Genomic DNA, 12,756 nt, shown 5'->3' with positions numbered 1-12,756 from the left:
GCGCCGCGACACGCCCGGTTCTCCCGTTTTCTGATCTGCACGACACGCCAGCCGCATGACATCATCTGCTTCCACGGCCGCTCCCGCCGCCCTGCTACGCACTCATTTCGCACAGGTTGTCCTGCCGGTATGGCGCGGACCGGGCTTCAATTCCGCGCTCAAGCTGCCTTACGAAGCCGTCGGTCACGACCATCGGCCGTTGCCTGTCACACGCTATCGTGCGATGGCGTGCGCGCGCCAGCTTTTCGTTTTCTCGCAGGCCGGCGATATCTCCCACGCCGATACGCTGTTCGACACATTACGTCGCTATTTTCATGACGCACAGAATGGCGGATGGTTCTATAGCGTCGATGGCAAAGGCGCGCCGCTCGACACAACGAAGGATCTGTACACGCACGCGTTCGTCGTGTTTGCATGCGCGGAGTACTTTGCACGTTCGCGCAATCGCGACGCGCTCGACGTGATGAATGAAACGTCGGCGCAAATCATTGAGCGATTCGCTGCACAGGGCGGATTGCTCAATGCCGCGCTCGATGCGAATTTCTCGACCGTCACTGGCACGCCGATACAAAACCCGCTGATGCATCTGACCGAAGCGTGGCTCGCCGCACATGACGCAACGAAAGATGCGGCGTTTGCGACCTCGCTCACGGGCCTCGTCGAAGGCGTGGCGCGCACGTTCCTGCATCAGCCGACGGGCTGCATCGCGGAGCTGCCGCTCGGTTCGGCGGATAACCGGCTGGAGCCGGGTCATCAGTTCGAATGGTTTTATCTCGCGCGCCGCGCCGCTGGCCTGTTGGGGCAATCAGGCCTCTACGTTGCACTGTCGCGTGCCTTCAGCTTCGCGCAGCAGCACGGCGTAGATCACGCGACGGGCGGCGTGTATGCCTCGCTCGACGAAGCGGGCATGATCAACGACAGCACGCAGCGTATCTGGGCGCAGACCGAATATCTGCGCGCACTGGCAACGAGCGACGACGCAGCGGCAAGCACACTATTGCCGCAGCAGATCGAACGTTTTCGCGAACGCTTTCTGCGCGAGTACGGATGGATCGAAAGCATGACGGCGACGGGTGACATCGCGCGCGCCGAAATGCCATCGACTACGCCCTATCATCTGGCTACTTCGTACGCATCGCTGCCTGTTTGAGCGCGCTTAACGACGGCTTCGCTACAGAACGAAAAAGCCCGCTGGAACATAACGCTGTTCCTGCGGGCTTTTCAGTTTGCGGCCTTCAAACCGTATGCAGTTATACCGCCGGGGTCATTGCAAATCTGCCCGCCCGCGGTGACGGGTAACCGCCGTTCTGTTCGACGGCCAGCACCGCGTCCGAAATCTCGAACACCGCGACCGCGTCCTTCAACTGCTGCGTCTGCTGGTGCAGCGACGCCGCAGCTGCAGCCGCTTCTTCGACGAGCGCCGCGTTCTGCTGGGTCATTCCATCCATCTGCACCACAGCCTGATTGACCTGCTCGATGCCCGTGCTCTGTTCCGACGACGACGCGCTGATCTCAGCCATCATCTGCGTCACGCGCGAAATCGATGCCGACACGTTGCGCATCGCATCGCCCGCCCGCTCGACGAGTTCCGAGCCACCCTGAATCTCCGCGACCGATTCGCTGATCAGCGTCTTGATCTCCTTCGCCGACTGCGCGCTGCGTTGCGCGAGTCCGCGCACCTCGCCCGCCACCACTGCGAAGCCGCGCCCCTGCTCGCCCGCGCGTGCCGCTTCGACGGCCGCGTTCAACGCGAGGATGTTCGTCTGGAACGCAATGCCATCGATGACGCTGATGATCTCCGCGATCTTGTCCGAACTCTGCGCAATACCGCGCATCTTTTCGACCACTTCGTTCACGACGTCGCTGCCGCGCGAAGTCGCGTCGAGTGCATTTTCCGCGAGCGCGTTCGCTTCGCGGGCGTGGCTGGCGGTCTGGCGCACGGCGGCGGTCAGCTCTTCCATGCTCGATGCGGTTTCTTCCAGCGAAGCGGCCTGGTTCTCCGTGCGCGCCGACAGGTCCGCATTACCCGTCGCAATTTCGTCCGCGCCGAGGTGAATCGAATCGGCGGAATCGCGCACGGTCTTCACCGTACGCGCGACGCTCGCCTGCATGATCGAAAGACCCGAATAAAGACGGCCGATTTCATTCGTGCCGCGCGATGCGATCGGCTGGTCAAGACGTCCCTGCGCGATGCGGTCGAAATGACGGCCCGCTTCTTCAAGCGGCGCCACGACGCCGCGTTTCAGCACGATAAAGACCGCAGTCGTGCCGGCCAGCAGCAACGCCAGAATCGCGATACCGACGCCGCGGAAAAGCGCAAGACGTCCGTCGATTGAATCGAGCGACGCGCGGCTGGCCGCGTCGGCGAACTGCACGAAGTTGTGCTGCTCGGCGAGATACGCGTCCTGGAACGACTGCGTCGGTTGATCGAGAAAGGCCTGGATGTTGTTGGCGTCGAGAAACTGGACGAGCTCGCTCAACGCCGCGTGCAGTTTCGTATAGCGCTCGGTGAGCGCGGCGGCGCGCGCGCTGTTTTCGTCATTCATCTTCGGCGCGCTGTTGAAGGCGCCGAACGAACGCTCCGCCTCCTTCAACTGGTCACGCGCGTGCTGGACGATTTCGGCCGGTTCGGCACCGCCGCGAACCATCCGAGTGCCAGCGCGCGACAGATTAATACGCGCGTCCATCAAATGCTGTGTGGTTTCGCCGACAGCATTCATCTGCTTCAGCGCCACGTTGGACAGGTCGCCGACGTCATCGTGCGTACGGGTCAACGACCAGAAACCCAGACCCTCCGTCAACAGCTGGAATACGCAGAAAGCGACTAGAACGCACAACAGGCCGGAAGCGACCTTGATTTTGCTGAACATCGAGAACACCTGAATTGCAAGGGAATGACGGGATTGACTACGGGTTTACGGCAATACCCGCGAAGGCTTGAGGTGGAATACGCGAAAAGAGTTGAGATGCGCCGTGTACCGCACGCATCTGGCGAATTGCCTTTGATCTCCACCACAATCCGAGGTCAATTTCTTCAAATCACCTTGACGCAGTGCGCAACCGCTTCCTAGAGTGGACAGGAACCAGCCGGGCGACGCCCGAAGGAACCGAGATGACTGATCTACTCGATCGCGCACGTGGCGCACTGCACGCCCAGCCATTCAGCATGCTGCTTGGCGCCGAACTCATGAACACCGGCGCACACGAACTGACGCTCTCCCTGCCGATTCGCGATGAACTGAGGCAGCAACATGGTTTCGTACACGGCGGTGTGATCAGTTATCTGGCGGACAACGCATTGACGTTTGCCGGGGCGCTCACGCTCGGGCCACGCGTCGTGACGGGCGAATACAAGATCAACTATCTGAGGCCCGCGATAAACGGCACGCTGATGGCGCGCGCGCAGGTCGTCCACGCCGGCCGCAATCAGGCGACCTGTCAGTGCAGTATCTTCGTGATGGACGACGGCTCGGAGAAGCTCATCGCAGTGGCGCAGGGTACGATCAACCGCATGGCGGAAGGCACGGAAGTCGCGGCGCCGGCTTGATGGAGAAGTAAAGCGGGCGCCTGATGTAGAAAAACAGGTCGCCCGCGGCGCGCGGCCCATACGGGCCGCGCCTGCAGCTACAACGCTTATTCTGCTGCGTACGTCCGCTGTGTCTGCTCGCCGAGGCCTTGAATGCCAAGGCGCATCGTCTGGCCCGGCTTCAGGAACACCGGATTCGGCTTCACGCCCATGCCGACGCCCGGCGGCGTGCCGGTCGAAATCACGTCGCCCGGTTGCAGGCTCATGCACTGCGACAGGTACGACACGAGTTTCGCGACCGTGAACACCATCGTCTTCGTGTTGCCGTTCTGGTAACGATGGCCGTCCACCTCCAGCCACAGATCAAGCGCTTGCGGGTTGGCGACTTCATCGCGCGTGACGAGCCACGGGCCGATCGGTCCGAACGTGTCGAAGCCCTTGCCCTTGTCCCACGTACCCGTACGCTCGATCTGCCATTCGCGTTCCGACACGTCGTTGATCACGCAATAGCCCGCCACGTAATCCAGCGCGTTCGCTTCGTCGATGTATTTGGCCGGCTTGCCGATCACCACGCCAAGTTCCACTTCCCAGTCGCACTTCTTCGAGTTGCGCGGGATTTCGACGTCGTCGTTCGGGCCAATGATCGCGCTCGTCCACTTGTTGAAGACGACCGGTTCGGCCGGCACCGGCAGATTCGATTCGGCCGCGTGATCGGCATAGTTCAGCCCGATACACACGAACTTGCCGATGTTGGCCACGCACGGGCCCATCCGCGGATTGCCTTCGACCACCGGCAGCGACGCCGGATCGACCGCGCGCAGTTTCGCAAGACCGGCGTCGGTCAGCACGTCACCGCCGATATCGGCGACCACTTTCGACAGATCGCGAATCTTGCCCTGTGCATCGAGCAAACCCGGTTTTTCCTGACCTTTCGGTCCATAACGAAGCAGTTTCATCGTGGCATTCCCTGGTGTTCAGTGAAAAAACGTGCAAAGCGAACCCGGCCTCGGCCAGGGTGCAGCTAGTTCGACCAGCCACCGTCGATCACGTGCGCGTGACCGGTGGTGAACGCGGATTCATCCGATGCAAGATACAGCGCGAGCGCTGCGATCTCTTCCGGCTTGCCGACACGGCCCATCGGCTGGCGCGCGACGAAGGCCGCCTGCACGGCATCGACTGTCGCGCCCTGCGCCTGTGCCTGCGCGGCGATCCGCTGCTCGAGCGACGGCGAAGCCACCGTGCCCGGACAGATCGCGTTGCAGCGCACACCGCGTGTGACGAAGTCTGCCGCAACCGCCTTTGTAAGCCCGATCACGGCCGCCTTCGAAGCACCATACACGAAACGGTTCGGCACACCCTTGATACTCGATGCCGCCGACGACATGTTGATGATAGAGCCGCCACCTTTCTCGAGCATTGCAGGCAGAAACGCGCGGATCGTCCGGTACATCGCCTTCGCGTTCAGATCGAAGGCGAAATCCCAGTCTTCCTCGCTCGCTTCGAGAATCGAGCCTGCGTGCACGAAGCCCGCGCAGTTGAACAGCACATCGATCGCACCGAGTTCGGCGGCGAGCGCCTTGATCGCGGCGTCGTCACGCACGTCCAGCTTTCGTGCCTCGACGGGCTTCCCGGCGAGCGCATCGATGCGGATATCCGTGGCGATCACACGTGCGCCCTCGCGCGCGAAGAGCTCCGCGGTCGCGAGTCCGATGCCCTGCCCGGCGGCGGTGATCAGGGCCGTCTTGCCGGCCAGTCTTTGTATCATCTACGGCTCCAGTTGAAATGGCGTTTGAGTCATACCGGGTATTGCAGCGCGCGCTGACACAGTGTCTGCACGCGCTCCATGAATTCATAGTCGATAGAAGGCTGACGCGTTGCCGCCGAACACCGCAGCGCATTGCGTCTCTGACAGCGACGCAAGCAATGTGTTCGCCGCTGCGTGCCATCTCTCGTAGTCGCCATTCAGGTTCAGCACCGGCCAGTCGCTGCCCCACATCAGACGCGACGGTCCGAAGTGCGCAAGCAGATGGTCAACATAGGGCCGCAATGTGGCTTCGTTCCAGCCGGGCGCGGCTTCGGTCGCGAGACCGGACAGCTTGCAGTGAACATGCGGCAGACGCGCAAGCCGCTCGATGCCATCGGCCCACGGCTGCCAGCCCGACGCGCCATCGCGGATCGGCGGCTTTGCGCCGTGATCGATCACGATGCGTAGCTGCGGGAAGCGCGTGATGAACGTTTCCAGCGCGTCGACGTGGCGCGCGAAGATCAGCGCATCGAATGCGAGATCATGCGCGATCAACGCTTCGATGGCGGGCTTCAGCGCTGGATTCGCGATCCAGTTATCGTCGGGAAGATCCTGAAGCATCGGACGCACGCCCTTGAACTTCGGATCGCGCGCAAGTTCGGCGATTAGCGCAGGCGCATCGTCATCGAGCAGCGGCACCCAGCCCACTACGCCCGCAACGGACGGTTCGTTACGCGCAATGTCCAGCAGATAACGCGTTTCATCGACAGTCTGCGCAGCCTGCACGACAACCGTTGCATCGACGCGCGTAGCAGCCCGCAACGGCGCGAGATCAGCGGGACCAAACGTGCGATACAGCGACGTCAGCTCCGGGGTCAACCAGCCGTAATCGCCGCGATCCGGGTTCCAGTAGTGCTGGTGAGCATCGATGCGCGCGGCCACGTCAGTCTCCGGGCACCGGCGCACGCGAATCGAGCAGGCCTTCGCGTAGCGCTCTCCACAGCGCGGGCGGCAATTCACGTTCGAACGATGCGACGTTCTCGCGCAACTCAGCGGCGCTCCGCGCGCCCGTCAGCACGGTGGCGACCGCCGGATGTGCATACGGAAACTGCAATGCGGCAGCGGCAAGCGGTGCGCCGTGCACGCGACAAATCGCTTCAAGACGCGCGACACGATCGATCACATCCTGCGGCGCATTGCCGTAGTTGTATTTCAGATCACCCTGCACACCACGCGCGAGAATGCCCGAATTGAACGCGCCGCCGAGCAGAATGCTCACGTGTCGTGCTTCGCATGCCGGCAGCAGATCGTTCAACGTGTCCTGCTCCAGCAGCGTATAGCGACCGGCGAGCAGCGCGCAGTCGATATCGAATTCGGCCATTACTTCGAGAATGACCGCGCCTTCATTGACACCGAGGCCTAGCGCTTTTACTGCGCCGCTGGCGCGCAGTTCGTCGAGCGCCTTAAAACCGCCGCCTTCGGTCAACTGCTTCCAGTAGTGCGCATTGCGATCGCCATGCGTATAGCGGCCGATATCGTGAACCAGCAGGATGTCGATATCGACCATGCCAAGCCGATGCTGGCTGTCTTCGAATGAGCGAAGAATACCGTCGTGCGTGTAGTCGTAGATTGCCTCGAATGGCAGCGGGTTTTGCCAGCCTTCGCTGCCGTCGTAGGGGTGCGTGCGCGGCACGAAGCGCCGGCCGGCTTTGGTCGACAGCACGTATTCACTACGCGGATAGTTGCGTAGCGCGTGACCAAGCCGATGTTCGGCCTTCGTGTGTCCGTAGTGCGGTGCGGTGTCGAAATAGCGAACGCCGGCGTCCCACGCGGCGTCGATCGTGGCCTGCGCTTCCTCGTCGGAGAGGTCGCGATACAGGCCGCCGAGCGGCGCCGTGCCCAGACCGAGACCGGTCACTTTCAGGTCACGCCGGCCAATGCCACGCCGCTGGCTGACCTTCGGATTCGCCGCTGTTGTCATTCACAAGTCTCCTCATTGCCCGCGTTTCAAATCGACGCGATTTCAACTACGCGATGCTGCGCTGCACTCGACGGCAGGCACGCCGGCCCAACCGGCTCGAACGTCTTGTACGTCAGGATAAACTCCTGGTGCCCAAGCGCTTCCGACTTCGACGCCGCGCCCTGCGCGACGGCTACGGTCTGGTCGAACACTTCGCGGCCGACTTCGTCGAGCGTCGCGCGGCCCTCCAGAATACGCCCGGCGTCGACATCCATGTCGCCGGCGAGATTGCGGAACGTCGACGGATTCGCGCAAACCTTGATCACGGGCGAAATCGCCGAGCCGACCACCGATCCGCGTCCGGTCGTGAACAGGATCACATGCGCACCGCACGCGATCAGTTCGCCAATCTCCGCGTTATCGCTGATGTTCGGAAAGCCGAAGCGCGGTTCGCCATCGGGCACGACGTCGAGCAGATAAAGGCCGCCTGTGGGCGGCACATCGCCGGGCTTCACGATGCCGACAATCGGCGATGCGCCGCTTTTCGCATAGGCGCCAAGCGACTTCTCCTCCTGCGTCGTCAGCCCGCCGTCCGCATTGCCGACTGCAAAGCTGCCGTGTCCGAGGATGGAATAGTAGCGCGCCGCCTTCGCAACGCAAGCGACGATTTCATCGCCCAGGTCGTCCCGGGCCGCACGGCTCTTCATATGGAATTCGCAGCCGACCAGCTCGCCGGTTTCCTCGAAGATGCAGGTCGCGCCCGCATCGATCAGATGATCGAATGCGCGGCCCACGGCGGGATTGGCGGTGATGCCGCTCGTACCGTCCGAACCGCCGCAGATCGTGCCGATCACGAGTTCATCGAGCGCCATCGGCACTTTTTGCTGCGCCGCAAGCTGTTTGCGGGCATCGCGCACCCAGTCGACGCCGTACTGGATCGTGCTGCGCGTGCCGCCTTTTTCCTGGATCGTCAGCACTTCGACGGGCCGGCCGCTCGCGCGCACCACATCCACGAGGTAATGCTTGTTCATGCTCTCGCAACCCAGCGATACGAACAGCACTGCGCCGACGTTTGGATGCGTGGTGAGCTGCTGCATCATCTTCTCGGCGTAGCTGTTCGGATAGCAGCCCGGAAAACCGATCAGATGGACGGGCGGCTCGCGCTCGCTTGACGGATCGTCGAACGCATCGAGCGGCTCGCGAAACTGCGTGACGATTTCGCGCGCGACGTGATGCGCGCATTCGACGAGATACGCCACCGCGACGACATTCCGGATGCCCTTGCGGCCATCGCTGCGCGGATAGCCTTGCAGCGATGGTGGCACAGCCTGCGCAGGCTGGATGACAACGGATGCAACAGAAGTATCAGTCATGATCGTTCGTTCCAGCACGGCGAAAAGCCGCGGTCAGTGATGCACGAATGCGTGGCCGGCGTCATGCGTGTAGGTCGGCAGGTAGTCGCTTTCGAGGTTGTGCGTATGCAGATGCGCGCCGCGAGCGACCGGCTCTGTCACGTGGCCGATCACCGCGCCGTAGCGCAGCACCTTCTCGTCCGTGTCCAGCGCACGGCGCGCGACCTTGTGGCCGAGGTCGATCGTTTTCGCGAGCGTGATGCGTTCGCCTTCGATCTCGACCTGCGATCCGGCTTCGAGCCGCGCCGCCGCGATCAGGCAGTTATCCTGCGGTGTCAGCAGGATGAGGCGCGGGTCTGTCATTGGACTGCTCAAGATGTTGTCTCCGTGATGGTTCGGGTCAGTTCTGGCCTTCGCCACCCGCGAGGCGCGCCACCATCAGCGAACCAAGAATGATCGCGCCGTAAATCGCCTGAATCCAGAACGACGGCACCTGTGCGAGCGTCAGCAGGTTCTGCACGATGCCGAGCAACAAAACACCCGAGAGCGCGCCGAGCATCGTGCCCTTGCCGCCGTCGAGTGAAATGCCGCCGATCACCGCCGCCGCGAACACCGTAAAGATCATGCCGTTGCCCTGATTGGCGTTGATCGCGCCGACGTAGCCCGTCACGATCAGGCCGCCAGTCGAAGCGAGCATGCTGCCGAGCACGAACACGCCCCACGTGATGCGCTCAACGCGAATACCCGCCGCGCGCGCCGCCTCCGGATTGCCGCCGATCGCATACAACGCGCGCCCGATGCGGTGATAGCGCAACATGAACGCGGCCACAGCGAAGGCGGCTGCGGCGAGCCATACGGAAACCGGCAGGCCGAGCACGATAGTGGTGGCGAGCGTGAAGAACGACGGCGGCATGTCGAACAGCGTGCCGCCCTTGGTCGCGCCGACGAGCATGCCGCGCAGCACGATCAGCATGGCCAGCGTGACGATGAACGCGTTCAGCCGAAGCCGCACGACGAGAAAGCCGTTGATAAAGCCGATCACCGCGCCCACCACGAGGATCGCGAAGAGACCCATCGCCGTCGGCCATTGCAGCCCAAAACCGGCGGACGCAGCGGGCATCACGAGCATTGCGCCGACCGCGGGCGCGATGCCTACCGTCGATTCAAGCGAAAGATCGAACTTGCCGGTCAGCACGATCAGCGATTCGGCGAGCACGACGAGTGCGAGCGCCGCCGATGCGCCGAGTACGCTGATCAGATTCGCTTTCGTCAAAAAGCTCGGGCTGACAAACGCGCCGATCACCAGCAGCAGCGCGATCGCCGGCACCAGCGCGAGATCGCGCAGACGTGCGAATTCGATACGCGGACGGCGGCGCTGCGCAGCAACCGCGCTGACCTGTGCCTGACCCGTCGCAAAGGCGGGCGTGGGCGCACTATTCTTCATGGAGACTGACTCCTTCAACTGAGGCGATAAGGTCGTGGTCCTGCCAGCCGGCCGGGAATTCGGCGACGACGCGTCCACGGAACATGACCAGCACGCGGTCACAGGTGCGCAGATCGTCGAGTTCGCCGGAGACGACGAGCACGGCCTTGCCGTCCTCGCGCACCCGGTCCACGACGGACAGCAGCGCTTCCTTCGATTTCACGTCGACGCCCGCGGTGGGGTCGATCAGGACAAGCACGTTCGGATCGGTGGCGAGTGCGCGCGCCATCACGACCTTTTGCTGATTGCCGCCCGAGAGGCCGGACACAACGTGTTCCGGCCCTTGCGCGACGATGCCAAGCGCGTCGATCATCTTCTGGCCGAAGGCGTTTTTCTTCGCGGGCGGTGCGATACCGAATCTGCCGAGCAGGCGTGTAATCGTCATCGATGCGTTTTCCGCTATCGATTGAGTCAGTACCAAACCTTCGTGATGGCGATCCTTCGGCACGCAGCCGACGCCTGCGGCTAACGCAGCGGGGACGTCGCCCGAAGGCAACGCGTTGCCGTCCACGCGGATCTCGCCGCTCTTTACGTTGCGCAAACCGGCGATCGCTTCGGCGACGCTCGTGCGTCCGCTGCTCGTCGCGCCCGTCAGGCCGACGACTTCGCCGCGCTTCACGCTGAACGACACGTCGTCGTAATCTGCGCCCACGAGATTCGCGACTTCGAGCGCGGTCTTCGTGTCATGTGGCAATGCTTCGCGTGCCGCCGCGTCGGCGACGTTCAGGCCGCCGCGTTCGCCCGTCATCGCTTCGATCAACTGTTCACGCGGCAGCGCGGAAACCGGTGCGCTGACGATATGCCGCGCATCGCGCAGCACCGTCACCGCCTGGCAGATCTCGTACACCTCCTGCAGATGATGCGAGATGAAAAGGAACGTCACGCCTTCGCGCTGCAGTTCCTGAATACGTTTGAAGAGGCGTTTGATTTCATCGCCATCGAGCTGCGCCGTCGGCTCATCGAGGATGATGAAGCGCGCGCCATACGAAAGCGCCCGCGCAATTTCCACCAGCTGGCGCGCCTCGACCGACAGATCGCCCGCGCGGGCATCTTCACGTACGTCGATCTTCCAGTGGTCCAGCAACGCGCGCGCATCGCGCCGCATCGCTGACCAGTCGATCACGCCACGCCGCGCCGGCTGCCGGTTGATGAACAGATTCTCCGCGACGCTCAGATCGCGGATGATCGTCGAATGCTGATAGACACACGCGACGCGTTCGCGCCACGCATCGCGGTCCGCGATCGGCGGTGCAGCCGCGCCGCCGAAGCGGATCTCGCCCGCATCCGGCCTGCGCAGGCCGCTGAGCATCGACACCAGCGTCGATTTCCCGGCCCCGTTCCGCCCGACGAGTGCATGCGACTCGCCGGGCATCACGCGGATGCTCACGTCTTTCAGCGCGGCCGTCGAGCCGAAGCGCTTCGTCACACCAAGCGCTTCAACCACGGCGGACCCAGCGGAGGACGTCGTTTCACTCATTTGACGGTGTTGCCCCAGAGGTTCTTGTCGTCGACATTCGCCTTCGTCACGAGCGGCGCGGGCAACTGGTCTTCGAGTCTTCCCGGCGCCAGCTCGATAATGGTGCTGCCGTGATCCGTTGGGCCCGGCTTGAACGTCTGTCCGGCGAGCGCGGCCTTGATGTAGTACAGGCCGTATTTAGCGTACAGGTCGGCCGGCTGCGAGACCGTTGCATCGATATCGCCGCGGCGGATCGCGTCGAATTCCTGCGGGATGCCGTCATTGCTGACGATCACGACGTGCTTCGCATCACCCGCCGGATACAGCATCTGCTTGCGGCGCAGCGTCTGCAGCGTCGGCGACAGATACACGCCACCCGCCTGCATGTAGATGCCCTTCACGTCGGGGTTCGCGGTCAGCAGGCTGTCCAGCCCGGTCGCCGCGACGTCACCCTTCCAGCCCGCCGGGATTTCCAGCACCGTCAGCGCCGGAAATTTCTTCATGCATGTGCGGAACGCTTCCGAGCGGTCGCGTCCATTCACCGAGCCGAGATCGCCCATGATCTGCACGACCTTGCCCACTTTCACGTGCTCGCCGATGTAGGTACACGCCTTCTCGCCGTACGCGTGGTTATCGGCCCGCACGACCATCGCGACCTTGCCCTGCGTCGGCGCGACGTCGACTGCAACGACCGGCACGTTCTTCGCCGAAGCGGCGTCCAGTGCCCGGCTGATCGCCGCCGAATCCAGCGGCCCGACGACGATGCCCTTCGAACCGAGGTTCAGCAGGTTGTTCATGTCGGTGATCTGCTGCACCGGGTCACCGTTCGAATTCACGGGCGCGAGAATGTCGATGCCCATGTCCTTCGCGTACTTCGGCAGGTAATTGTTGTACGACTGCCAGAACGGCGAAGTCAGCAGCGGCAGGCCGAGGCCGACCTTGCCGGCGTCCGCGGCGTGCGCGGTCGTGCCCAGCGCCACGCCTGCGACGCACGCTGCGGCGAGGCTGACCGATAAAGTCTTCTGGATGAAACGGCGGGCCGTGTGTGGCCGTTTTGCGAACGTCATGCCTGTCTCCGGGATCTGCGTTGTTGAACCGCCGGAAGCCAATGGTCGGCGTCCGGCACGTTGCCCTGCGCTTTCTTATAAATTGGTGGTCGTTCATTCACCAATGAACGTATTATTCATATACGGACTTTTTTAAGTCAAGGGAAAGTGCACCGCACCATCCGTCCG

General features: G+C 63.0%; 12 protein-coding genes. 2 read left to right on the top strand and 10 right to left on the bottom strand.

The annotated features are described in order from the left end of the window. The first annotated feature begins 55 nt into the window (after nucleotides 1-55). Nucleotides 56-1,150 (top strand): AGE family epimerase/isomerase, encoded by a 1,095-nt coding sequence (locus tag P3T21_RS00975; RefSeq protein WP_429254060.1) that lies wholly within the window; start codon nucleotides 56-58, stop codon nucleotides 1,148-1,150. 100 nt (nucleotides 1,151-1,250) lie between these two features. On the opposite strand, the gene P3T21_RS00970 is transcribed toward P3T21_RS00975, so the two are convergent. Beyond that, on the bottom strand, nucleotides 1,251-2,870 hold the full coding sequence (locus tag P3T21_RS00970; RefSeq protein WP_429254059.1) for a methyl-accepting chemotaxis protein: 1,620 nt from the start codon (nucleotides 2,868-2,870) through the stop codon (nucleotides 1,251-1,253). Nucleotides 2,871-3,112: 242 nt separating this feature from the next. Here P3T21_RS00970 and P3T21_RS00965 point away from each other — a divergent pair, with 242 nt between their 5' ends. Further along, the gene (locus tag P3T21_RS00965) at nucleotides 3,113-3,547 is read left to right on the top strand and encodes a PaaI family thioesterase (RefSeq protein WP_429254058.1); all 435 of its coding nucleotides are present in this window, start codon (nucleotides 3,113-3,115) and stop codon (nucleotides 3,545-3,547) included. An 86-nt stretch (nucleotides 3,548-3,633) separates the two neighbouring features. Here P3T21_RS00965 and P3T21_RS00960 read toward each other — a convergent pair whose 3' ends face one another. The 9 genes from P3T21_RS00960 to P3T21_RS00920 form a co-directional block, all read right to left on the bottom strand. Next, a complete protein-coding gene (locus tag P3T21_RS00960) occupies nucleotides 3,634-4,482 on the bottom strand; it encodes an ureidoglycolate lyase (RefSeq protein ID WP_429254057.1) in 849 nt (282 codons plus the stop codon). A 65-nt stretch (nucleotides 4,483-4,547) separates the two neighbouring features. Further along, nucleotides 4,548-5,291, bottom strand: coding sequence for an SDR family oxidoreductase (locus P3T21_RS00955; protein ID WP_429254056.1), 744 nt, complete (start codon nucleotides 5,289-5,291; stop codon nucleotides 4,548-4,550). Between the two features lie 84 nt (nucleotides 5,292-5,375). After that, the gene (locus P3T21_RS00950; protein ID WP_429254055.1) at nucleotides 5,376-6,212 is read right to left on the bottom strand and encodes an amidohydrolase family protein; all 837 of its coding nucleotides are present in this window, start codon (nucleotides 6,210-6,212) and stop codon (nucleotides 5,376-5,378) included. Nucleotide 6,213: 1 nt separating this feature from the next. Beyond that, a complete protein-coding gene (locus P3T21_RS00945) occupies nucleotides 6,214-7,251 on the bottom strand; it encodes an aldo/keto reductase (RefSeq protein ID WP_429254054.1) in 1,038 nt (345 codons plus the stop codon). Between the two features lie 26 nt (nucleotides 7,252-7,277). After that, complete coding sequence (locus P3T21_RS00940) at nucleotides 7,278-8,603, bottom strand: UxaA family hydrolase (RefSeq protein ID WP_429254053.1); 1,326 nt, start codon at nucleotides 8,601-8,603, stop codon at nucleotides 7,278-7,280. A gap of 33 nt (nucleotides 8,604-8,636) precedes the next feature. After that, on the bottom strand, nucleotides 8,637-8,945 hold the full coding sequence (locus P3T21_RS00935) for a UxaA family hydrolase (protein WP_429254052.1): 309 nt from the start codon (nucleotides 8,943-8,945) through the stop codon (nucleotides 8,637-8,639). Between the two features lie 37 nt (nucleotides 8,946-8,982). Beyond that, a complete protein-coding gene (locus P3T21_RS00930) occupies nucleotides 8,983-10,026 on the bottom strand; it encodes an ABC transporter permease (RefSeq protein WP_429254051.1) in 1,044 nt (347 codons plus the stop codon). Then, entirely contained in the window at nucleotides 10,016-11,542 is a 1,527-nt protein-coding gene (locus P3T21_RS00925; RefSeq protein WP_429254050.1) for a sugar ABC transporter ATP-binding protein, read from the bottom strand. Before P3T21_RS00925 ends, P3T21_RS00930 begins: the two co-directional genes overlap by 11 nt. Beyond that, entirely contained in the window at nucleotides 11,539-12,588 is a 1,050-nt protein-coding gene (locus tag P3T21_RS00920; protein WP_429254049.1) for a sugar ABC transporter substrate-binding protein, read from the bottom strand. Before P3T21_RS00920 ends, P3T21_RS00925 begins: the two co-directional genes overlap by 4 nt. Between the last annotated feature and the right edge of the window lie 168 nt (nucleotides 12,589-12,756).

Origin of the sequence: Paraburkholderia sp. GAS334 (assembly GCF_050436625.1) — a bacterium.
Classification (GTDB): Bacteria; Pseudomonadota; Gammaproteobacteria; order Burkholderiales; family Burkholderiaceae; genus Paraburkholderia.
Note: the sequence above shows the minus strand (reverse complement) of the source record. Positions and strands in the feature narration are given on the sequence as shown.